We start from the raw sequence: 22741 nt of genomic DNA, 5'->3' as shown, positions 1-22741 counted from the left end.
ATGACTCTGAACCTGGTAAGTGAGCAGTTACTGACTGCTAACGGCATTAATCAGCAGGACCTATTTTCCCTGTTAGGGCAGCTTTCAGAACGTCGTCTGGATTATGCCGATCTCTATTTTCAGTCCAGCTTTCACGAATCCTGGGTGCTGGAAGACAAAATCATTAAAGATGGCTCATACCATATCGATCAGGGCGTCGGCGTGCGCGCGGTCAGCGGTGAGAAAACCGGCTTCGCCTATGCCGACCAGATTACGCTGAATGCGCTGCGTCTTTCCTCTGAAGCGGCTCGCAGCATTGTACGCGAACAGGGAAACGGCAAGGCCCATACGCTTTCTGCCGTGATGAACCGTTCGCTCTATTCGGCGGTCGATCCGCTGAGCAGCCTGACGCGTGAAGACAAAATTGCCCTGCTGCATCGCGTCGATAAAGTCGCCCGTGCGGCTGATCCGCGCGTGCAGGAAGTCAATGCCAGCCTGACCGGTGTTTACGAGCAGGTGCTGGTGGCGGCCACTGATGGCACGCTGGCGGCAGACGTTCGTCCGCTGGTTCGCCTCTCTATCAGCGTCCAGGTTGAAGATCAGGGCAAGCGTGAGCGCGGCGCAAGCGGCGGCGGTGCACGTACCGGCTATGCGTTCTTCCTTGAAGATGAAAATGGCGACGTACGTGCTGACGCATGGGCGCGTGAAGCGGTGCGTATGGCGCTGGTTAACCTCTCAGCCGTGGCGGCACCTGCTGGCGCGTTGCCGGTGGTGCTGGGTGCTGGCTGGCCAGGTGTGCTGCTGCATGAGGCAGTCGGTCATGGTCTGGAAGGCGACTTCAACCGCCGTGGCACCTCGGTGTTCAGCGGTAAAATCGGTCAGCAGGTTGCCTCTGAACTCTGTACCGTGGTGGATGACGGCACCCTCGAAGGTCTGCGCGGCTCACTGGCGGTCGATGATGAAGGCGTTCCCGGTCAGTACAACATGCTGATTGAGAACGGCGTGCTGAAAGGCTACATGCAGGACAAGCTGAATGCGCGACTGATGGGCGTCAGCCCGACCGGTAACGGACGCCGTGAATCCTACGCGCATCTGCCGATGCCGCGCATGACCAACACCTATATGCTGGCAGGCAAGTCATCGCCACAGGATATTATTGAGAGCGTTGAATACGGCATCTATGCGCCGAACTTTGGTGGCGGTCAGGTGGATATCACCTCCGGCAAATTTGTCTTCTCCACCTCAGAGGCTTATCTGATTGAGAAGGGCAAAATCACCAAACCGGTCAAAGGCGCGACGCTGATTGGCTCCGGCATTGAAGCGATGCAGCAGATCTCAATGGTGGGTAATGACCTGGCGCTGGATAAAGGCGTGGGCGTCTGCGGTAAAGAGGGTCAGAGCCTGCCGGTCGGTGTCGGTCAGCCAACCCTGAAGCTGGATAAACTGACCATCGGCGGCACCGCCTGATGTGACCTCAACAACCCGCCGCCCGGCGGGTTGTTAGCTTTTACGGTGCTGCTGATACTGTTCAGCCACCTGTTCAAAATAGTCGGTCAGATAATCGATGCAGACCTGCACCTTCAGCGGCAGTTTATCCTTCTCGGTGTAGAGCGCATACACCGGACGCGGATCGGACTGATAGTGCGGAAACAGAATATCGATCTCGCCTGCGGTGATCTCATCAATCACCCACATCATCGGCACATAGGCGATGCCATTGCCCGACTTGAGCCAGCGAATCAGCGTCAGCGAATCGTTGGTCACGAAACGCCCCTGTGGCGCGAGGCGGGTGACTAAGCCTTCTGGTGCAATCAGCTCAAAATTGTTGTCGGGCCGTACGCTATATTCTAGCCAGGAAAAATTATCGATATCGCCCGGCTTCTCCGGCGTGCCGTGCTGGGCCAGATAGCTTTTTGCGGCGCATACCACCATCGGCATCGCGCCAAGACGACGCGAAAAGAGGCTGGAATCTTTTAATGCGCCCACCCGAATCACCAGATCCAGACCATCCGCAATCAAATCCGGGGCCGGAACGCCAGTAACCAGGTTCACACTCAGCCCCGGATACTCCCGCAGCATATCGCTGGTCATACCGGCTAACACATTCTGCGCCATGGTCGAGGAGCTGCCAATCCGCAACACGCCAATCGGCGTATTGTTAAACGCGTAGAGCTGTTCATGCACCTGCGTCGCTTCCGCCAGCATACGGCGGCAGCCCTGATAATAGATTTTACCCGCTTCGGTCAGCCCGATACTGCGGGTACTGCGATTCAGCAGCTTAACCTGCAATGCATCCTCCAGTTTCGCGACGATCTGGCTGATGGATGAGACGCTCAGATGGAGCTGACGCGCCGCCGCAGTAAACGAACCGAGTTCGACCACTCTGGCGAAGACAGACATACCTTTCAGTCGTTCCATTATTTACTCTGGCTTAAAAGTGATTTAGATCACATTCTGTAGAAAACTTATAGTCAGGCGCGTTATTATAAGCGCGCCGGGGTATTTCCCGGTGATTCTTCATTGCCTTAAACCCTTCGATGATACGCTATTATTAAGCCAGCTGCGGTTCGGATAGCGCTGCCAGAGGGTTTTCCTGCAACATCTGAAAGGGCAACGAAGTATCCCGGCAAGGTCGAACTAAGGATTTGTGATGAGTGTGCTTCCGGTATTTGTCATGTTTGGGCTCTCTTTTCCGCCCGTTTTCATCGAATTGATTATTTCACTGATGCTGTTCTGGTTAGTGAAACGCGTGCTGACGCCGAGCGGCATCTACGATCTTGTCTGGCATCCGGCACTTTTTAATACAGCGCTTTACTGCTGTGTGTTTTACCTTGTCTCCCGTTTATTAGTCTGAGGTTGAAGTGAAAGCACTCATAAGAAAAATCGCGCGCTACGCGATCACGATTCTGCTGGTCATCATCGCAGTGGTTATCATCTTCCGCGCCTGGGTGTTCTATACCGAATCACCCTGGACCCGTGATGCACGTTTTGCAGCTGACGTGGTGGCGATCTCGCCTGACGTCACTGGCCTGATTACTGAGGTTCCGGTACACGACAACCAGCTGGTGAAGAAGGGCGATACGCTGTTTGTGGTTGACCGCCCTCGCTATCAGAAGGCGCTCGATCAGGCACAGGCGGATGTTGAATATTACCAGGCCCTGGTGAGTGAGAAACGTCGCGAAGCCGGCCGCCGTAATCAGCTTGGTACCTCTGCAATGTCGCGCGAGGCGATCGAGCAATCTAACAACGATCTGCAAACCAGCGAGCATCAGCTGGCAAAATCGGTGGCGACGCGCGATCTGGCGAAGATCGATCTTGAGCGCACCACCGTGAAAGCGCCATCCGATGGCTGGGTCACCAACCTCAACGTCTATCAGGGCGAATTTATTACCCGTGGTTCTGTGGCGGTGGCGCTGGTTCAGCAGCACTCTTTCTATGTGCTGGCTTACCTGGAAGAGACCAAACTGCACGGCGTTGAGAAGGGCTTCCGCGCGGAAGTGACGCCACTTGGCAGCAACATTGTGCTGCGTGGCACCGTCGACAGCGTCGCGGCGGGCGTCACCAACAGCAGCAGCTCGGTCGACAGTAAAGGCATGGCAACGGTAGATTCCAATCTGGAGTGGGTCCGTCTGGCACAGCGTGTGCCGGTGCGAATCCGGCTTGATCAGCAGCCCGGTAATCGCTTCCCGGCGGGAACCACCGCGACCGTGGTCATTACCGGTCAGGCCGATCGTCAGCCTGAACAGGTTTCACCCATGATCCGACTGTTCAATCGCCTGCGTGAGTTTGGTTAAGAGGGCGATATGATCGAGTTCCTGCGTTTCCCGGTAAAGCTGACCTTCGCGCTGGTGTTAGCGCTGATGGTAGGGTTTCACTTTAACCTTGAAACACCACGCTGGGCAGTCATGACCGCCGGGATCGTGGCGGGCGGCACCGCGTTTGCAGCGGGTGGCGATCCCTATTCCGGTGCACTGCGCTATCGCGGCGTTTTACGTATTATCGGGACATTCATCGGCTGTATCGCTGCACTCACCATCATGATCGCCACCGTGCGTGCGCCGGTTGTGATGCTGCTGCTGTGCTGCATCTGGGCAGGGCTTTGCGTCTGGCTCTCTTCGCTGATTAAGGTAGAAAACTCCTATGCGCTGGGACTGGCGGGCTATACCGCGCTGATTATTGTGGTGACGGCTAATGCCAGCGGCGGTCTGACGCTGGTGCCGCAATATGCGGTTGAGCGCTGCAGTGAAATCGTACTCGGTATTCTGTGCGCCATTCTGGCCGACATGATCTTCTCGCCACGTTCGATTAAAAAAGTGATCGATGCGGAAGTTGATTCGCTGCTGGTGGCCCACTACCAGCTGCTGCAACTCTGTGTCGCCCATGGTGATAAAGAAGAGGTCGATAAAGCCTGGAGCGCGCTGGTGCGGCGTACCACGGCGCTGAACAGCATGCGCAGCCAGTTGATGATGGAGTCGTCACGCTGGAAGAACAGCAACCGCCGTTTGCAGATGCTTAATACCCTGTCACTGACGCTGATAACGCAGGCTGCCGAAACCTTCCTCATTCAGAATTCCCGTCCGGACTACATTCCGCCCCAGTATCGGTTGATGGTTGAAAAACCGGCCTCGACGGTTGAAGAGGTACATAAGCGGATGAAAGTGATGCGGCGGGTGATTGGCGCTACGGGCAAAATAACGCCGGTCACGCTGGCCAGTTGGGTAGGCAGCGCCACCGAATATCTGCTGCTGCTTAAAGGCATCAAAAGCAACAGCCGGATAACCTCGCTGGAAGAGGAGATTCTGCAGCGCGAAGTGGTGATTCAGGCGCGTTCGGCTGAAACACATCATGCAATGATTAACGGCATCCGTACCTTCGTTGCAACCGCGCTGGGTTCGCTGTTCTGGCTCTATACGGGCTGGACGTCTGGCAGTGGCTGTATGGTCATGCTGGCCGTTATTACCGCGCTGGCGATGCGTATGCCTAATCCGCTGATGATGGCCAAGGATTTTCTCTACGGCATGACGGTCGCGGTTCCACTCGGGGCGCTCTATTTTATGTATGTTCTGCCCGCGACGCAGCAGAGCGCGCTACTGCTCTGCATCGCCATCGGCATACTGGGATTTATCGGCGGCATCTTCATTCAGCGGCGTCAGCTCGGCACGCTGGGTGCGTTGATTGGTACGCTTAACGTTCTGGTCCTTGATAATCCGATGGAATTTCACATTAACGTTTTCCTCGATAATGTGCTCGGTCAGGTTATCGGCTGCTTTGTCGCGATGATGGTCATTCTGCTGATTCGGGATAAATCGAAGGCGCGCACCGGCCGCAAACTGCTGAACCGCTTTATGTATGCAGCGGTCTCGGCCATGACCACCAATCAGGCGCGTCGGCGTGAAAATCATCTGCCGGCGCTCTATCAGCAACTGTTTCTGCTGCTGAACCTGTTTCCTGGCGACATCAATAAATATCGCATCGCCCTGACGCTGATTATCGGTCATCAGCGATTACGCGACGCAGAAGTGCCCGTTAACGCCGATCTCTCTGCGTATCACCGACAGCTACGTTACACCGCCGACCGGGTGATCTCCGCCAGCAGCGACGACAAGCGCCGTTACTACTTTGAACGTCTGCTCAAAGAGCTGGATGTCTATCAGGAAAAACTGGTCCATTACGAGGCTCCTGTCAGCGTAACGGAACCGGTCAAACGACTGGCGACGATGCTGGATAAATACCAGAACACGCTCATCCAAATCTGAATCTGGCCGCTGCGACCTGCAGCGGCCTGTGCAATCCCTATCCATCACAAAATCTGTCGCTTTTGCCAACTATACTCTCCAGACGGAAGAGCAAAACTGACAGGAGCGAATCAATGAAATCACTGCAAGAGAGCGAACTGTTTCGGACCGGCTATTTAGCGGACGGCCAATGGCATCAGGCGGCGTCCACCTTTGACGTGACCAATCCGGCAACCGGCGAGGTGATTGCGCAGGTGGCAAAAGCCGGTAAGGCGGAAACGGAACAGGCGATCGCCGCCGCGGAACGCGCCTTTCCCGCCTGGCGGGAGCAGACCGCAAAAGCGCGTGCTGAAATTCTCACTCGCTGGTACCAGCTGATCATTGAGAACAAGCGCTGGCTGGGCGAGCTGATGACGACCGAACAGGGCAAACCCCTGAAGGAGGCGGAGGGAGAGGTTGAATATGCCGCCAGCTTTATTCAGTGGTTCGCCGAGCAGGCGAAGAGGGCGAACGGCGAGATCATTCCGCCGGCAAAACCTGGATCCCGCATTCTGGCGACCCGCGAACCGATTGGCGTAGTGGCTGCCATTACGCCGTGGAATTTCCCGATGGCGATGCTGACCCGCAAGCTGGGTCCGGCTCTGGCGGCAGGCTGCACCGGCATTATCAAACCCGCTAATAACACGCCACTCTCCGCCTTTGCCCTGCTGGCGCTGGCGAAGCAGGCGGGCGTGCCGGATGGCGTGCTGAATGCGGTGGCGGGTGATACCCATGCCATCAGCGATGCGATCATGGCCAGCAAAGCGGTGCGTAAAATCTCGTTCACCGGCTCCACCCAGGTAGGCAAGCTGCTGATGCGTAATGCTGCCGAAACCATGAAAAAAGTGTCGATGGAATTAGGCGGAAATGCCCCATACATCGTGTTCGACGATGCCGACATTGATGCCGCTGTACAGGGTGCGATTGCCAACAAATTCCGTAATGCAGGCCAGGTGTGCGTCAGCGTAAACCGCTTCTATATCCATAACGCTGTCTATGATGCGTTTACTCAGCAACTGGCTGCCGAAGTGAACAAGCTGAAGGTGGGCAACGGCATGGACGAAGGCGTGATTGTCGGGCCATTGATTGAAGCGTCGGCGGTGGAAAAGGTTGAGCAGCACGTAAAAGATGCAGTAGCCAAAGGCGGCAAATTACTGGCGGGTGGCGAGCGACATGCGCTGGGTGGCAACTTCTGGCAGCCGACCGTCATTACCGAGGCGCACGAAGGTATGCAGCTCGCGCAGGAAGAGACCTTTGGTCCGGTAGCTGCCTGTTTCCGCTTTGATGATGAAGATGACGTCATCCGCCGCGCCAATGATACGCCATTCGGCCTTGCCGCTTACTTTTATACCCAGAATCTGCAACGGGTGTTTCGCGTTTCAGCGGCGCTGGAAAGCGGCATGATTGGCATTAACGAATGCGCCGTTTCCACCGAGCTGGCGCCGTTTGGTGGTGTGAAAGAGTCGGGTCTGGGCCGCGAAGGTTCGGTACTCGGTATGGAAGAGTATCTGGAGGTCAAAGCGCTGCACCTGGGCGGTTTGAGCTAACGGTCATGAACGGGCGGCAGAGGTCGCCCGCAGACGGAGCATGGGAGCCGTCAGCATGAAAATCGAGCGTTTTGATTTTAATGAAATAGTCGACCAGTCCCATTTCTTTCGCCAGTTCAGCGAGCGATTTGCACTGGAGGAGCGCCGCATCTGCGATCTGGATGGATTGTGGGATGTCGTGACAGGAGATCTGTTACCGATGCCGCTGGAGATTGAGTTTGTCAATCTGGGCAGGGGACAGCGACGGCGCTATGGCGCGCTGATTCTGTTATTTGATGAAGCGGAAGAGGAGCTGGAAGGCCGGCTGCACTTTAACGTCAGATAATACATCAGATGAAAAAAGGCCCCGGCGAGCGGGGCCAAAGGGTTCGTCATAGATCTGACGAGGAATTACTTATAAAGCTGTGCAGTGATGTGATAGCTATCACCGGTGCGCGCTTCAATGACTTTATAGGCGCTGGCACCCTGTTCATCCGCTTTCTGTGAAAGCTCAGCGCGGTAATCCATTGGGGAGCCCCCGGTTCCACTGATGCTTACGGTGCCCGCAGGCTGCAGGTTCTGCGTCTGTTCGCTGGTGACCAGCTGTGCGGCTGATGCGCCGAACGCCATAACGGAAAGCAGACTGACTGTAGCGATGGTTGTTTTGATATTCATGATTATCTCCTCAATACATTCAACAACCTGCGGTTACTCGTAAGGGCCGGTCGTCGATATTTGTTATGCGCCTTCAGGCGTCATCACGGTTAATTATTTATAAAGCTCAGCGGTGACATGCCAGGTGTTGTCCTGGTTGTTTTCGATGATGCGATAATGACTTGCGCCCTGTGCATCCGCTTTCTCTGACAGCACCTGACGGATATGCGTCTGGTCGCCGTTACGTCCACCAATGCTGATGGTCTGATTCATGGGCTGCAGACCCTGCGCCTGTTCATTCGATACCAGGCTGGCGGCGCTGGCACCCACTGAAAACAGGGACGCCAGACTAAGAGCAGCAATCGCTAATTTCATTTTCATGGTCAACTCTCCTGAAGATTTTGCTTCGGCCCTCCGGAGCGCAAAAAGGCGCGTCAGACAGAGAGCCGCTGGCATTATTGGGTTTAGTTATACAGCGCGGCAGTAGCGTGATAATTGCCGTTGTTGTAAGCCTCGATCACGCGATAGGCTTTTGCGCCCTGCTGATCCGCTTTGTCGCTGAGCTTCTTTTTGATATCCATCGGGGAACCCGCGACGCCGCTGACACTGATGGTGCCGACAGCCTGCAGATCCTGTGCCTGTGCGGCATCGATAGATTCTGCTGCTACTGCACCAAATGACAGGGCAGAGAGAATGCTCAGGGTAGCGATGGTAGTTTTTACGTTCATAGATATTTCCTCGTCGTCTATTTTTATCTTTCTAGTTAGTGTGATTTGCATCACGAAAAGAAGTATAGAACTAATAACGAGAGAAATTAATACCCGGCTAATAATGTTTTTTTGTGATTCTTTATCCTTATGCCTACTTTTAATAACTTAACGTTATAAAAACAGCATAAAAAATAGCCTTTACGATGATTTTAATCAGAAAAACAGTGAGATAGATCACTTTAACGTTTAGTGCGAAACTATGAGGCGTATTGGACTGGAGTTTGATCTGGATCCGGGCAATGATGCCGGATCACTAATGTAAAGCAGTGTAAAATAGCGCAGAAGGTTAAGCAGAGTAAGCGATCTGACCAGGAGCCAGGTGTATTAAAGCTGGCTTATTAGTATTAAACAGCGCGGCAGTGTGCCGCAAAACGATGGGCAGAGAGAACAAACTGACGGCCCGGGGCGGGATAGCAGGCCGTCAGTCAGCGATCAGAGTTCCTGTTCAAACAGGTTGAGGATCGCGCTGTGCAGCTGCTTAACCGTAAAGTCGCGCGCACGGGTAATAAAGATTGTGTCATCGCCAGCGATCGTGCCAAGAATCCCATGCGCTTTGCCCAGTGAATCCAGCATACGTGCAATCAGCTGTGCTGCGCCCGGACTGGTATGAATCACCACCAGCGCATCGTTGTAGTCGATATCCAGTACCAGGTTTTTTAACGGGCTGGTAGTGGTCGGCACGCCCAGTTCAGCGGGCAGGCAATAGACCATTTCCATCCTGGCATTACGGGTGCGCACTGCGCCAAACTTGGTCAGCATCCGCGAGACTTTGGACTGATTGATATTTTCAAAGCCCTCATCCTGAAGCGCCTGAACAATTTCGCCCTGGGAACTGAATTTTTCTTCTTTTAATAAGGCTTTAAAGGCCTTGATCAGATCGTCTTGTTTCGATGGGTTTCGCATAGGTTACCAATAAATAGAGAGAATAACCGCGCATCCGCCCGCGGCAGAGTGGTGATTATGCATTTAAATGCATTTTTATGCAATCGGTCGATTGATGAGCAGAGTTCGGGCGGCTAGCGGGCGGCGATAATAGCAAATAAATCCGCTCAGACCAAAACCCCCGTCACAGCCCCGAAAGGCGAAGGTTGCAAAGTTGTTATATTATTGGTGGTGTAGTATCAGAAGTAGTAACAGAAAACGCACATAGCCGTTCTCTGTCTGACGACGGCAAAGTTGTCGGTCATTCAGGCGCAATGATAAGTAACTTTTGAATCCGGCGAGCAGGTGTGAAAACACGTAGAATTAACAGCGGATATTTATCATCGCCTGAGCAGTTGATTAAGGTCTGACACAGATAGAATTTCGGCCCATCTCTGCCCCACCTTAATAAGGAGTTAAGAATGAAAGTTGCCGTTCTCGGTGCCGCTGGCGGCATAGGCCAGGCGCTCGCACTTCTGCTCAAAACCCAGCTTCCCGCAGGTTCAGAACTCTCACTGTATGACATTGCGCCGGTTACGCCTGGCGTTGCCGTTGATCTCAGCCATATTCCTACTGCTGTCGCTATTGAAGGTTTTAGTGGAGAAGACGCCACGCCTGCCTTACAGGGTGCCGATGTGGTACTGATTTCTGCGGGCGTTGCACGTAAACCTGGTATGGATCGCGCTGACCTGTTTAATGTGAACGCAGGCATTGTTCGTAATCTGATTGAACAGGTTGCCACAACGGCCCCTAAAGCCTTGATTGGCGTTATTACCAATCCGGTCAATACCACTGTTGCCATTGCGGCAGAAGTGCTGAAAAAGCACGGCGTCTACGACAAAAATCGTCTGTTTGGCGTGACCACGCTGGACATTATCCGTGCTAACACCTTTGTGGCCGCGCTGAAAGGCAAGCAGCCGGATCAGGTGGAAGTCCCGGTGATTGGCGGCCACTCTGGCGTAACCATTCTGCCGCTGCTGTCACAGGTCAAAGGCGTCAGCTTCAGCGATCAGGAAGTGGCTGATTTAACCAAACGCATTCAGAATGCTGGCACAGAAGTCGTGGAAGCTAAAGCAGGTGGCGGATCGGCTACGTTGTCGATGGGCCAGGCGGCCGCGCGTTTTGGTTTGTCGCTGGTACGCGCGTTGAAGGGTGAGGCGAATGTTGTAGAGTGTGCTTACGTGGAAGGCGAGGGCGAATATGCCCGCTTCTTCTCTCAGCCGCTGCTGCTCGGTAAAAATGGCATTGCTGAACGCAGACCAATTGGCACACTTAGCGCTTACGAACAGCAGGCGCTGTCAGGCATGCTCAATACGCTGAGGAAAGATATCGCTCAGGGTGAAGAGTTCGTTAAACAGTAACTGATGGCTCAGATCTGAAATAACGCCCGGCTTTGCCGGGCGTTTTGCATTACAGGCCGCCAGATTTGTAGGCGCGGGCCGCGGGCGCACCGTTGCTGGCAGGCAGCTTCTTACCCAGCGTTTCCATGCGCATCTGGAACGGTGGGAACGGCATCTCGATACCGTGTTGCTCAAATCCGAGCAGAATCAGCTGGTGCAGTTCATGACGCAGCGGCATACGGTGCCCCATCTCTGCAGCATGTACCCTGATCTCAAACAACTGAATCCCCTGCTGCAGATCGACGAGGAACGCTTCCGGCGGTGGCGTATCAAGCACATAACTGCAGCGCTCGGCCGCCTGCACCAGAATGGTGGTTACCTGCTCACTGCTGACTTTGGCCGGGGCAGGGATAGTGAGTACCACCCGCGTTACGGAATCGGACAGCGACCAGTTAATAAACTGCTCGGTGATAAAGGCCTTGTTTGGCACGATGATCTCTTTGCGGTCCCAGTCGGTGATCGTGGTCGCACGCGTGTTGATCCGGGTAATACTGCCGGTCAGGTCGCGGATCGTCACGGTATCGCCGATACGAATCGGCTTTTCGAACAGGATAATCAGGCCAGAGATAAAGTTGGCAAAAATCTCCTGCAAGCCAAACCCCAGTCCCACACCCAGCGCAGCAACCAGCCACTGCAGTTTCGACCATTCAATACCAATCATCGAGAAACCAATCAGCCCGCCAATCAGCAGCAGCAGATATTTGGTCAGTGTAGTAATGGCGTAACCGGTACCCGGCGTCAGATTAAGATGCTGCAACAGTGCCAGCTCAAGCAGCGCGGGCATATTGCGCACCAGCTGAGTGGTGATGATAAACACCAGAATAGCAATCAGCACCGACCCCAGGGTAATTGGCTGAATCGACTCCACGCCCTGTACAGATGTACTGACATCCCACAGCTGAATATTCTCCAGGAAGCCGAAGGCCGAGTGAATTTCTGACCACAGCACGATCACCGAGACCAGGGCAATCAGCGTCAGGATAGAACGCACCAGCCGCAGCGACTGCGCACTGATCGCATCCAGATCAATCACCGGTTCTTCGATTTCAATCGCGTCGGTATTCAGCGCGCTTTGCTCTTTTTCTTCTTCACTGCGCGCCCGGTTAGCCAGCATATCGGCACGGCGCTGACGGGCGCGGTCAAATCCAAGACGGCGACGCTGAATCAGCATCCAGCGTCGGATAATGTGATAGATAACCAGCAGCAGAAACCAGATGGCGACGGAGGTTTCCAGTCGCGCCAGCAGCGCCTGCGCGGTTGCCAGATACCCTACAGCGGAGGCGAGGGCAGCCATCAGCGGCATGGCGATCATCAGGTTCCACAGCATCCGGTTCACTATGTTCTCGCCATTTCCCTCTTTATCGAGATAGAGCGGAATACCGGACCGCTTCAGGCTGACGGTAACAATGCTGATTGCTCCGCAGATCAGGATGAAACAGAGGCGACCCAGCGACGAGGAGAACTGCCGATCTTCCAGATTGCCAAAGGCGATTAGCAGCATAATCAGCGGCACAATCAGCCCGATGCTCAGCGAGTAGTAGCGCATGGCGCGCGCCACCCGGTTCTGCGGCCAGCGGAAATGCACAATGAACAGGCCATTCGGACGGGCAAAGGCGGCGCTGATCATAAATGCCCACAGCAGCGGCAGCGTGGCGGTAATGCCATCGCCAATCGCCACGGCGATAGGGTAGGGCCAGGCGTTCTGCAGGCCATAACCCAGTGCACCCCACAACACCGGCAGCGGCAGCGCCACCAGAATCGACCAGAACACGGTACGGATGGTCAGACGGAAACGATCCTGGGTGACCTTGCCGACTTTACTGGCAGAACGTTCAAGAAAGGCATTGAAGTGGCGTCGCGAGCTGATGCTGAAACCGACCAGCAGCAGCGCACCAATAATCGGCAGCACCGAGTTGCGGCTGGTAAACATCATCGCCATCGCTTTGCCGAGCTGACCCAGCGTATCCAGCGACAGCAGGCGGGAAAGGTCTTTAGCCAGATCCAGCGGATAACTCAGACCGATCGGACTGACGTCAGCGGTCCAGAACAGATAGCGGTGCGTCGCGTCTTTGACTTCCGTCAGCGCATCCTGCAGCTGAGTGTTGCCGACCTTGAGCTTGGTGATCTCCAGAATCAGGGTGTCACAGCCGGAGATCAGGGAATTGAGCAGTTCACGCTGGGTGCGTAGCTGCGCATCAAGAATGCGCTTCTGTTCTGCGCTGAAGGGCTGACCATCGGCCTGCCGTCCTTTGCGCAGCGTCTCCTGACGCTCCAGCAGATCTTCATAATAGAGACGCTGTACGCGAAGCTGTGCCATCTCATTATCAATCTGCTGGGACTTAGGCATCTCTGGCAGACGTGCGACCTGCGCCCGAAGCGCTTCGCCCAGCAGATTAGAGGCGCCCAGCCACTGCGACTGTTCTCTCAACGTAGAGAGCGCCTGACGGACCTGAATAATCTGATTGGTGGCCAGCCGCTGCTGCGATGCCACCAGATCCATACGCTGCGCCTGCTGATTCAGCGCAACCGAGAGTTCGCGGTTAACCCGAAACTGATCGCTGATTGCTGGTGGCAGATCGCCACTGTTTTCCGCCAGCTGTTCAGTGCGGGCCAAGGCGACTTCCGCTTCTCGTTGCCGCTGGTCATTAAGCTGATTGCGCAGTGCCTGCAGGTAGTTATCGAGCTGTGTCGCTTTACGCTGGTGAACTTCAGCCCGCATCCGCGCCAGTTCCTGACGGTTATTGGCGGAGAGCTGGGCCAGCTCAAGTTCATCGACCAGCGCTTTATTAGCGGCGCTTTCCGCCTGACGCGCCGCCAGTTGCAGCTGGCCCTGCGGTGAACTGGTACTGACGCCCTGCAGCCGCCGTTCACTCTCCGTCATCGCCCGGCGCGCTTCGGTCTGCTGCTGCGGCAGTTGCGACAACGAATCGCTGATTTCCCTCGCCCGATCCTGCTCCTGGCGTGCCTGACGCCCCTCTTCCAGCAGCTGGCTGCTGACCTGCAGAATCTCCTGATCCAGCTCGGCGCTGCTCATGTTGCTGCGTACGGTTTTTCCGCTGTCGCTCAGCGCGGCGATCTGCTGACGCAGTTCGCGCGCCAGACGCGGAAAGTCATCAATCACCTGCTGATATTGCGCCGCGCGCTCCAGCGAGTCATCGCGTTCAGAGAGGAAGTTCAAGGCAGCTTCAATCGTCTGGATCTGTTCCGCCTGGGATGGAGAACTTTTGGCCGATTTTATCTCTTCCAGCTGCTGTTTGAGCTGGCTGGCGTCAGGAAGGCTGGCCGCGAAGGCCGGGCTGCTGAGCCACAGGCTCAGCAGCAGGAGGAGAATCGAACGCACAGAGGACACTCAATTTAGTCGACGATGACGTCGGAAATGTCTGTCGCCACAGGCAGCGCGATCGCCAGCGGTTGGCCCAGACGGGTTTTGCTTTCTGCTTCCAGACTTTCAGCCAGTTTGACGCGGCCAGGTGCGAACAGGTTGATGACGGTAGAGCCAAGTTTAAAGCGGCCCATTTCCTGTCCTTTCAGCAGTACTACCGCGCCTTCATCATCCGCTGCCGGATAGTGCCAGCGTTTGATCACACCTTCACGCGGTGGCGTGATGGTGCCCGCCCAGACAGTTTCAATGCTGCCGACAATCGTTGCACCCACCAGAATCTGCACCATCGGTCCGATATCCGTTTCGAAATAGCAGATGACGCGCTCGTTACGGGCAAACAGGTTGGGAATATTACGCGCGGTCAGCGGGTTAACTGAATAGAGATCGCCAGGCACATAAATCATCTCACGCAGGATACCGTTGCACGGCATGTGGACGCGGTGATAATCGCGCGGAGCCAGATAGGTGGTGACGAACTCACCCTCCACAAATTGAGCGGCCATCCGCTCATCACCCGCCAGCAGAGCATCGATGGTGTAGTGATGACCTTTAGCCTGGAAAATCTGATCGCCATGAATATGGCCGAGCTGGCTGATAGCACCATCTGCGGGCAGGGCGATCAGGCTGGCGTCTGCATCCACCGGACGCGCATCGTCTTTCAGCGGACGAACGAAAAAGTCATTAAACGTGCGATAGCTGGCGGTATCGGGCTTACGCGCCTCCGCCATGTCGACTTTGTAAAACCAGACAAAGATGTCAATGACCAGTTTGGTCAACCAACCACCGCGGCGACTGGCGCCCCAACCGGCAAGTTCAGTCAGCCATTTCTTCGGGAGAATATGATTCAAGCCGAGTTTTAAACGATCAAACACCTTAGCCTCCTGGCTATTTCAGGACATGGTAAAAAAGGGGGCGGATTGTAGCAGTGCCCCGTTCAGATGGCGACTATACCTGATTTCCGGCACGCTGCACGCTCCGGACGCCTGATCGGAATCCACCTCGCAAAATGCAGCAGCTCATCCGCTCAGACGCGGTTACACCGATTAACTTTCACCATCAGGGAAGTTTTTACGCGTTTTTACCTGCGCCATGCTCTCCAGAATACGGTGGTAGTTATCGAAACGGGACCGGTTGATTTTTCCCTGTTCGACCGCTTCACGAATCGCACAGCCGGGATCGCTGCCATGTTTGCAGTCACGGAATTTGCAATAGCCCAGGAAAGGGCGGAATTCGACAAAGCCACGCGTAACCTGTTCCGGCTCCAGATGCCACAAACCAAACTCACGCACGCCGGGAGAATCGATTACATCGCCGCCATGCGGGAAGTGATACAGGCGGGATGCGGTGGTGGTATGCTGGCCCAGGCCTGAGCCATCTGATACTTCATTGGTCAGAATCGCGACCTGCTCATCTTTGTCGAAGCCGAGCAGGGCATTCAGCAGGCTCGACTTACCGACACCAGACTGACCGGCAAAGATACTCACACGGTCGGTTAAGGCCGCTTCCAGATCGTCCAGGCCGTTTTTCGCCCGGCTGGAGACCATCACCACGCGATAGCCAATATCGCGATAAATATCCATCTGCTGATCAACAAAGCCGCGCGCCTCGTCATCCAGCAGATCGGTTTTATTCAGGACCAGTAACGGCTCGATGTCCAGCGTTTCACTGGCAACCAGATAGCGATCGATGATGTTCAGCGACAGTTCCGGCAGGATCGCAGAGACGATGATGATCTGATCGATATTCGCCGCCATCGGCTTTACGCCGTCGTAAAAATCGGGGCGGGTTAATACGCTGGTGCGTTCATGCACCGCTTCAACAATGCCTTTGCCGCCGCTGGTGGCCGGACGCCACAGCACACGGTCGCCCGTAACCAGCGAACGGATAGTACGGCGGATATTGCAGCGGTGGGCGACGCCTGCGCTATCCTCAACATCAGCATGCATGCCAAAACGGCTCACAACGACCCCATCTGCAGCTTCACCAAACAGGTTGTCATCCGCTTCCGGACGCTCTCTGCGCTGGTTGAGACGGCGATCGTGGTTAGCGCTTACGCGACGTTGTTGGCCCTTCGACAGTTTATTTTTACTCACTCACCCTCACAGCGTTAGCCAGATTTCGCCCGGCTGGGCAAAACGTCTATGATACACCTTATTCATCGTGAATGACGACTACAGCAACCGCAGGAAACAGCATGGCTACTGGAAATGAACAGAATCTGATCTGGATTGATCTTGAGATGACCGGACTTGATCCGACGCACGATCGCATTATTGAAATTGCGACCCTGGTGACTGACGCCAACCTGAACATTCTGGCGGAAGGGCCGGTCATGGCCGTCCATCAGTCCGATGCGCAGCTGGCGCTGATGGATGAGTGGAATGTCCGCACCCACACCAACAGCGGTCTGGTTGCGCGGGTGAAGGAAAGCCAGATTGACGATCGCGCAGCCGAACTGACGACTATTGAATTCCTGAAACAGTGGGTGCCGGCTAACACGTCGCCTATCTGTGGCAACAGTATCGGGCAGGATCGCCGCTTCCTGTTTAAGTATATGCCTGAGCTGGAAGCGTATTTCCACTATCGTTATCTGGATGTCAGTACCCTGAAAGAGCTGGCTCGTCGCTGGAAACCGGAAATCCTGCCCGGCTTCAAAAAAGGCGGTACGCACCAGGCGCTGGATGATATCCGCGAGTCGGTGGCGGAGCTGGCTTACTACCGCGAACACTTTTTGCAGCTTTAATCGACGACGGGTGCGCATGAAATCACCAGGTTGCTGATTTAATCAGCAAACGCGCGGAAAGCGAAAAATTTTGCTTTCAGACGCTTGCAGCAGCAACGATTTCTCGTATAATGCGCACCCCGTACCGGTGAAGAATTTAGTGTCGGTACAAGGCGCGGGAATAGCTCAGTTGGTAGAGCACGACCTTGCCAAGGTCGGGGTCGCGAGTTCGAGTCTCGTTTCCCGCTCCAGATTTAAAATGTAAGCAGTAACCTCTTTGCGGGAATAGCTCAGTTGGTAGAGCACGACCTTGCCAAGGTCGGGGTCGCGAGTTCGAGTCTCGTTTCCCGCTCCAGTTTTATAAAGCAGTACCCTTCTATGCGGGAATAGCTCAGTTGGTAGAGCACGACCTTGCCAAGGTCGGGGTCGCGAGTTCGAGTCTCGTTTCCCGCTCCAGATTTTACATCACCCCCTGTTTCAGTTCGTTATACGACTGTTTTTGGTCGCGTGATTTTAGTTGTCTCCAGAAGGTTATCCACAGCACCACCTCCCATCTTTCGTGCCTGTCAGGGCGATCTGCAAATGCGTTCTGAACAGAGTTATCCACAGCTTTGTGATTTAACCGCAGCGGTAGTCTCATTATTAAATAAACACAACTTTTTCATAAGTTGTTGATATTTATGTTTATGAAGATATTTCAATTTGTTGTTTCACAGTGAAATCAGCGTTGTTGCAGTTGAATGACAACAGCTTTTTATTTTTATTCACAGCATGTGGAAAAAGATATCCAGCGGCTCGCTGTTCAATCATGCATCACGCGGTAAACCCTTCTCAACTGCACGAACCAGCCGTTTCTGCTGGGCGGGCTGCACTTCAACTACCAGCTGCTCGCGTTTCTGCTGCTGTTGCCTCACTGCCCACTGAATATGTTCATCCAGCAGTTCACTCTCACCCAGTCGTTGTTCCAGCACATGAATAATGTGGGGCGACCAGGGTGCATTACCCAGCGCCACGGCAATATTGCGCAGCCAGCGCAAATGGCCAATACGGCGAATCGCTGAGCCTTCCGTGATGCGTAAAAATTTCGCTTCGTCCCACTGAAACAGATCGAGCAGCTCCGGTGCATGTAACGCCGCACGCGGTGAAAAGTCGCTTTCGTCACTGAGTTGTCCATAGCGATTCCACGGACAGATCAGCTGGCAGTCATCGCAGCCATAAATCCGGTTACCCATCAGCGGACGAAACTCTTCCGGGATAGCCCCTTCCAGCTCAATGGTGAGATAGGAGATACAGCGCCGGGCATCGACGACGTAAGGCTCAACGATAGCGCTGGTAGGGCAGATGGTCAGGCAGGCAACGCAGCGGCCACACTGCTCCTGCTGCGGGGAGTCGACCGGTAGCGGAATGTCGATCAGTAGCTCGCCGAGGAAAAACCACGAGCCGGCTTCCCGATTCAGTATCAGCGAATGTTTGCCGGTCCAGCCGAGTCCGGCTTTAGCCGCCAGCGGGCGCTCAAGCAGCGGTGCCGAATCCACAAACGGCCGGAAATTCAGCTCGCTACAGTGCTGCTGGATCATTTCTCCGAGCTTTTTCAGTCGATTGCGCAATACTTTGTGGTAATCACGGCCGAGTGCATAACGGCTGACATAGCCCAGTCGGGGATTTTTCAGCGTGCTGGCAAAGGCAGCTTTGGCCGGAAGGTAGTTCATACGAACGCTGATGACGCGCAGCGTGCCGGGCAGCAACTCATGAGCACGCGCCCGCATCATGCCGTGTCGCGCCATCCATGCCATCTCACCATGATACTGCTTATCCAGCCATTCCTGCAGGCGCGGCTCTTCTGCACTGAGATCGGTATCGGTGATGCCGACCTGCTGAAAGCCGAGATCCAATCCCCACTGTTTAATCTGTTGTGCGAGTTCATGAAGATCGAGAGGGTATGACATGAGTAACCAGGATTCGAAGAAAAACAGCCGCAGTTTACCATATTCTGTCTGGCCTGCGCAGGCTGTGGCGCAGCTTGAGCAAGAGGGAGCCGATGTGCTCGGGATTACTCTGTATGAGCTGATGCAGCGTGCCGGGCAGGCCGCTTACGAGCATCTGACAGCACACTGGCCCGAAGCCAGCCACTGGTTAATCCTGTGCGGTCACGGCAATAACGGCGGTGATGGCTATGTGCTGGCGCGACTGGGCCAGGCGGCGGGGAAAACCATTACGGTGCTGGCGTGCGAAAGTGAAAAAGCGCTGCCGGAAGAGGCGCAGCGCGCGCGGGACGCATGGCTGGACGCGGGCGGTGAAATCCATGCGGCCGATGCGGCCTGGCCAGAGCAGATTGATGTGATTGTCGATGCCCTGCTGGGAACCGGCAGCAATCGCGCGCCCGAAGAGCCCTATGCCATGCTGATCCAGCGGGCAAACGCCCATGCAGCACCGACAGTTGCCATTGATATGCCCTCCGGCTTATCCGCGCGCAACGGCACCGCGCCCGGCGAGGTGATTAATGCCAGTCACACGCTGAGTATGATCGCCCTGAAACCGGGCCAGATCACTGGCAAGGCGCGAGACTACATCGGAAAGCTCTGGTATGCCGATCTTGGTCTGGCTGCTTTTCTGGCCGGAGAAGAGGCACCTATCGCCCGTTATGATGCCAGCACATTAACCCGCTGGCTTAAGCCACGCAGACCAACCTCGCACAAGGGCAGTCATGGGCGTCTGCTGGTCGTGGGAGGCGATGCAGGTACCGCTGGCGCAGTACGCATGACGGCAGAAGCCGCGTTACGCAGCGGTAGTGGATTGGTGCGAGTACTTACTCACAAAGATAATATTATTCCGATTCTGACCGCACGGCCTGAAATTATGGTCGATGAACTGACGGATGAACGCCTGACGGAGGCGCTGGAGTGGGCTGATGTCATTGCGATTGGACCCGGTCTGGGTCAGCGTGAATGGGGAAAGCAGGCACTGAAGCGGGTAGCAGGCAGTGAAAAGCCGATGCTTTGGGACGCGGATGCACTTAACCTGCTGGCAATCAGTGCTGAGAAACGTCAGAATCGCATTATTACGCCGCATCCTGGCGAAGCGGCGCGTTTGCTGAATATCGAGACCAGTGAAATTGAGAGTGACCGCTTACATGCAGCGCAGACATTGGCGCAACGTTATGGTGGCGTAGTGGTACTGAAAGGTGCCGGCACGCTGATTGCCAGCGAGCAGGGCGAAATGGCCGTTGCGGATGTGGGCAATGCCGGTATGGCTTCCGGCGGTATGGGCGATCTTCTGAGTGGAATTATTGCCTCGCTGGTGGGTCAGAAACTGACGCTGTTCGATGCGGCCTGCGCGGGTTGCGTTGCACATGGTGCAGCGGCCGATGCGGTTGCGGCAGAACGCGGTACTCGCGGTATGCTGGCCACTGATTTACTGGATCTGCTGTGGCAGTTTGTTAATCCTGAGATGAATAAAGAAGCATGAAGACCTGTGTTATCTCTTTGCCCGATGAGGCGGCTACGCTCAGTTTGGGCGCTCAGCTGGCGCGCGCCTGTGGCAGCGCGGCAGTGATTTATCTCTATGGCGATCTGGGGGCGGGTAAAACCACCTTCAGCCGCGGCTTTCTGCAGGCGCTGGGCCATCAGGGCAATGTCAAAAGTCCTACTTACACCCTCGTTGAACCTTACTCGCTTGATGACCGTACGCTCTACCACTTCGACCTCTATCGCCTTGCGGATCCCGAAGAGCTTGAGTTTATGGGCATCCGCGACTACTTCAGCGGTGAAGCCATCTGTCTGGTGGAATGGCCGCAGCAGGGTGCCGGTTTTCTGCCGCAGCCCGATCTCACCTTAACGCTGCGTTATGTAGGTGAGGCGCGTGAAGCGGAACTGACGGCACAATCCGCGTCCGGCCAGCAATGGCTTGAACACGTTGGTCAGGGCAGGGATCAGGCATGATGTCACGGATGAAAATAGCACTGGCATCATTGATGCTGCTGGTCTGTACGCCCCTGTTTGCCGCCACGCTGTCTGATATCAAAGTGGCCAATGGCGATAGTCAGGCTACCGTTACGCTGAACTTTGCCGGACAGCCGGTCTATGCCTTCTTCTCTCTGCACAACCCGAATCGTGTGGTGCTGGATGTGCGCCAGAGCGGCGTAGTTCAGGGGCTGCCGCTGAATTTCAGTGGCGAAAACATCGTAAAGCGAATTCGTACCAGCACCCCAAAAGACAAACAGAGCGTGCGGCTGGTGTTTGAACTGACGCAGGCGGGTAAAACCCGGGCAGTCACCCAACGCAATGGCAACAGCTACAGCGTGGTCTTCACAATTACCGGCAAGCCGCCCGCTGTCACGCGAAGTCTGCCTGCGCCCGTCACAGCACCGACGCGCGTACCTGCGCAGAGTGCCGCAGCGGCTAACCCGTTCAATTCGAATCCGGTGACGTCCGTGACCAGCACCGCGAGTTCCGTACGTCCCGGCACTGCCGTCAGCCAGAATGACACTGTGATTGTGGCAATCGATGCCGGACATGGCGGTCAGGATCCCGGCGCTATCGGGCAGCGCGGACTGAAAGAGAAAAACGTCACTATCGCCATTGCGCGCAAACTGCGGGTGTTGCTCAATAACGATCCGATGTTCAAAGGCGTCCTGACGCGCGATGGTGACTATTTTATCTCGGTCATGGGACGTTCCGACGTGGCGCGTAAAGCTAATGCCAATGTGCTGGTCTCTATTCACGCTGACGCCGCGCCAAGCCATGTGGCGACCGGCGCCTCGGTCTGGGTCCTGTCCAACCGTCGCGCCAACAACGAGATGGCAAACTGGCTGGAACAGAAAGAGAAACAGTCTGAGCTGCTGGGCGGCGCGGGTGACCTGCTGGCTAACAGTCAGGCCGATCCCTACCTCAGTCAGGCAGTACTGGATTTGCAGTTCGGCCACTCGCAGCGTGTCGGTTATGACATCGCGCAGAAAGTCTTGCAGCAGATGCGCAGCGTCACCTCGCTGCACAAACGTCTGCCTGAGCATGCCAGCCTGGGCGTGCTGCGTTCGCCCGATATTCCTTCTTTGCTGGTGGAAACCGGCTTCATCAGTAATTCCTCGGAGGAGCGACTGCTAGGCAGTAGCGCACACCAGGATAAGATTGCGCAGTCGATCTACAAAGGTCTGCGCACTTATTTCCTGGCGCACCCGCTACAATCCATCCCAAAGGAGGAAAACCGGCCGCTGGGCTCATCGCCAGCGGTTAGCGTCGCCAGCAACCCGGCGACCGGAGTGACGCAATATACCGGCGCAACGCAGCGCCATACGGTAACGCGCGGTGAGACACTTTCCGGGATTGCCGCGAAGTATGGCGTCAGCATGGACACCCTGCGTGAGATGAATACCCTGAAGCGGGATGTGGTGTGGGTCGGACAGCGGCTGAAAGTGCCGGCCAGTGCAGTCGCCAGTCGCACCGCGCCCGCTACGCCACGCGGCGTTGTGCGCCACAAAGTTGTGGTGGGTGATTCATTAACCGGCATTGCCGCACACTACGGCGTCAGTCCGAAAGCGATAATGCAGACTAATAATCTGAAGTCGACCAACGTCATGTTGGGGCAGAACCTTAAAATTCCTGCATCCTGATTGTTTGC

General features: G+C 55.4%; 20 protein-coding genes and 3 tRNA genes. 14 read left to right on the top strand and 9 right to left on the bottom strand.

Features of this window, described 5'->3' with window-relative positions; genetic code table 11:
- Positions 1-1446, top strand: coding sequence for a metalloprotease TldD (gene tldD, locus BY447_RS08395; protein WP_033784121.1), 1446 nt, complete (start codon positions 1-3; stop codon positions 1444-1446).
- Positions 1447-1479: 33 nt separating this feature from the next.
- Here the strand turns inward: tldD and aaeR are convergent, their stop codons facing one another.
- Positions 1480-2397, bottom strand: coding sequence for an HTH-type transcriptional activator AaeR (gene aaeR / locus BY447_RS08390; RefSeq protein WP_013359201.1), 918 nt, complete (start codon positions 2395-2397; stop codon positions 1480-1482).
- A 232-nt stretch (positions 2398-2629) separates the two neighbouring features.
- Between aaeR and aaeX the strand changes: the two genes are divergently transcribed.
- From aaeX to BY447_RS08365, 5 genes are all read left to right on the top strand, one after another.
- The gene (aaeX, locus tag BY447_RS08385; RefSeq protein ID WP_003855277.1) at positions 2630-2833 is read left to right on the top strand and encodes a p-hydroxybenzoic acid efflux pump operon protein AaeX; all 204 of its coding nucleotides are present in this window, start codon (positions 2630-2632) and stop codon (positions 2831-2833) included.
- 7 nt (positions 2834-2840) lie between these two features.
- Positions 2841-3773 (top strand): p-hydroxybenzoic acid efflux pump subunit AaeA, encoded by a 933-nt coding sequence (gene aaeA, locus BY447_RS08380; protein WP_013359200.1) that lies wholly within the window; start codon positions 2841-2843, stop codon positions 3771-3773.
- A 9-nt stretch (positions 3774-3782) separates the two neighbouring features.
- Positions 3783-5735: a p-hydroxybenzoic acid efflux pump subunit AaeB gene (gene aaeB, locus BY447_RS08375; protein WP_110330946.1), complete on the top strand. Its 1953-nt coding sequence runs from the start codon at positions 3783-3785 to the stop codon at positions 5733-5735.
- 113 nt (positions 5736-5848) lie between these two features.
- Positions 5849-7300 (top strand): NAD-dependent succinate-semialdehyde dehydrogenase, encoded by a 1452-nt coding sequence (locus tag BY447_RS08370; RefSeq protein WP_110330945.1) that lies wholly within the window; start codon positions 5849-5851, stop codon positions 7298-7300.
- Positions 7301-7355: 55 nt separating this feature from the next.
- Positions 7356-7625 carry a barstar family protein gene (locus BY447_RS08365; protein WP_013359196.1) on the top strand — a complete coding sequence of 90 codons (270 nt, stop codon included), beginning with the start codon at positions 7356-7358 and terminating at the stop codon, positions 7623-7625.
- Positions 7626-7690: 65 nt separating this feature from the next.
- Here BY447_RS08365 and yhcN (BY447_RS08360) read toward each other — a convergent pair whose 3' ends face one another.
- The 4 genes from yhcN (BY447_RS08360) to argR all read right to left on the bottom strand — a co-directional run bounded on the left by yhcN (BY447_RS08360) (position 7691) and on the right by argR (position 9606).
- The gene (gene yhcN / locus BY447_RS08360; protein WP_013359195.1) at positions 7691-7954 is read right to left on the bottom strand and encodes a peroxide/acid stress response protein YhcN; all 264 of its coding nucleotides are present in this window, start codon (positions 7952-7954) and stop codon (positions 7691-7693) included.
- 93 nt (positions 7955-8047) lie between these two features.
- Positions 8048-8314, bottom strand: a complete 267-nt coding sequence (locus BY447_RS08355; protein WP_013359194.1) for a YdgH/BhsA/McbA-like domain containing protein — start codon at positions 8312-8314, stop codon at positions 8048-8050.
- A gap of 83 nt (positions 8315-8397) precedes the next feature.
- Positions 8398-8661: a peroxide/acid stress response protein YhcN gene (gene yhcN / locus BY447_RS08350; RefSeq protein WP_110330944.1), complete on the bottom strand. Its 264-nt coding sequence runs from the start codon at positions 8659-8661 to the stop codon at positions 8398-8400.
- Between the two features lie 474 nt (positions 8662-9135).
- On the bottom strand, positions 9136-9606 hold the full coding sequence (argR, locus tag BY447_RS08345) for a transcriptional regulator ArgR (RefSeq protein WP_013359192.1): 471 nt from the start codon (positions 9604-9606) through the stop codon (positions 9136-9138).
- Between the two features lie 440 nt (positions 9607-10046).
- Between argR and mdh the strand changes: the two genes are divergently transcribed.
- On the top strand, positions 10047-10985 hold the full coding sequence (gene mdh / locus BY447_RS08340) for a malate dehydrogenase (RefSeq protein WP_110330943.1): 939 nt from the start codon (positions 10047-10049) through the stop codon (positions 10983-10985).
- Positions 10986-11034: 49 nt separating this feature from the next.
- Here the strand turns inward: mdh and mscM are convergent, their stop codons facing one another.
- From mscM to rsgA, 3 genes are all read right to left on the bottom strand, one after another.
- Positions 11035-14364, bottom strand: a complete 3330-nt coding sequence (mscM, locus tag BY447_RS08335) for a miniconductance mechanosensitive channel MscM (protein ID WP_033784677.1) — start codon at positions 14362-14364, stop codon at positions 11035-11037.
- A 14-nt stretch (positions 14365-14378) separates the two neighbouring features.
- Positions 14379-15278 carry an archaetidylserine decarboxylase gene (gene asd / locus BY447_RS08330; RefSeq protein ID WP_013359189.1) on the bottom strand — a complete coding sequence of 300 codons (900 nt, stop codon included), beginning with the start codon at positions 15276-15278 and terminating at the stop codon, positions 14379-14381.
- A 171-nt stretch (positions 15279-15449) separates the two neighbouring features.
- Complete coding sequence (rsgA, locus tag BY447_RS08325) at positions 15450-16499, bottom strand: small ribosomal subunit biogenesis GTPase RsgA (protein ID WP_033784116.1); 1050 nt, start codon at positions 16497-16499, stop codon at positions 15450-15452.
- Positions 16500-16600: 101 nt separating this feature from the next.
- Between rsgA and orn the strand changes: the two genes are divergently transcribed.
- From orn to BY447_RS08305, 4 genes are all read left to right on the top strand, one after another.
- Positions 16601-17149 carry an oligoribonuclease gene (orn, locus tag BY447_RS08320; RefSeq protein ID WP_110330942.1) on the top strand — a complete coding sequence of 183 codons (549 nt, stop codon included), beginning with the start codon at positions 16601-16603 and terminating at the stop codon, positions 17147-17149.
- 154 nt (positions 17150-17303) lie between these two features.
- A tRNA-Gly gene (locus BY447_RS08315) sits at positions 17304-17379 on the top strand.
- A 28-nt stretch (positions 17380-17407) separates the two neighbouring features.
- Positions 17408-17483: transfer RNA gene (locus tag BY447_RS08310), tRNA-Gly, on the top strand.
- Positions 17484-17508: 25 nt separating this feature from the next.
- Positions 17509-17584, top strand: a tRNA-Gly gene (locus BY447_RS08305).
- 350 nt (positions 17585-17934) lie between these two features.
- On the opposite strand, the gene queG is transcribed toward BY447_RS08305, so the two are convergent.
- Positions 17935-19074, bottom strand: a complete 1140-nt coding sequence (queG, locus tag BY447_RS08300) for a tRNA epoxyqueuosine(34) reductase QueG (protein WP_110330941.1) — start codon at positions 19072-19074, stop codon at positions 17935-17937.
- Here queG and nnr point away from each other — a divergent pair.
- From nnr to amiB, 3 genes are read left to right on the top strand one after another with little or no spacing between them, the layout of a single operon-like run.
- Positions 19073-20593, top strand: coding sequence for a bifunctional ADP-dependent NAD(P)H-hydrate dehydratase/NAD(P)H-hydrate epimerase (gene nnr / locus BY447_RS08295; RefSeq protein WP_072008987.1), 1521 nt, complete (start codon positions 19073-19075; stop codon positions 20591-20593). The genes queG and nnr overlap by 2 nt on opposite strands.
- Complete coding sequence (gene tsaE / locus BY447_RS08290) at positions 20590-21066, top strand: tRNA (adenosine(37)-N6)-threonylcarbamoyltransferase complex ATPase subunit type 1 TsaE (RefSeq protein ID WP_033784115.1); 477 nt, start codon at positions 20590-20592, stop codon at positions 21064-21066. The genes nnr and tsaE overlap by 4 nt, the downstream gene beginning before the upstream one ends.
- Positions 21063-22733, top strand: a complete 1671-nt coding sequence (gene amiB, locus BY447_RS08285; protein ID WP_110330940.1) for an N-acetylmuramoyl-L-alanine amidase AmiB — start codon at positions 21063-21065, stop codon at positions 22731-22733. Before tsaE ends, amiB begins: the two co-directional genes overlap by 4 nt.
- Positions 22734-22741: the final 8 nt, after the last annotated feature.

It is taken from the genome of Pantoea sp. JKS000250 (genome assembly GCF_003201065.1).
GTDB classification, from domain to species: Bacteria; Pseudomonadota; Gammaproteobacteria; order Enterobacterales; family Enterobacteriaceae; genus Pantoea; species Pantoea vagans.
The sequence above is the reverse complement of the archived record's forward strand: the minus strand, read 5'-3'. Positions and strand labels throughout refer to the sequence as shown.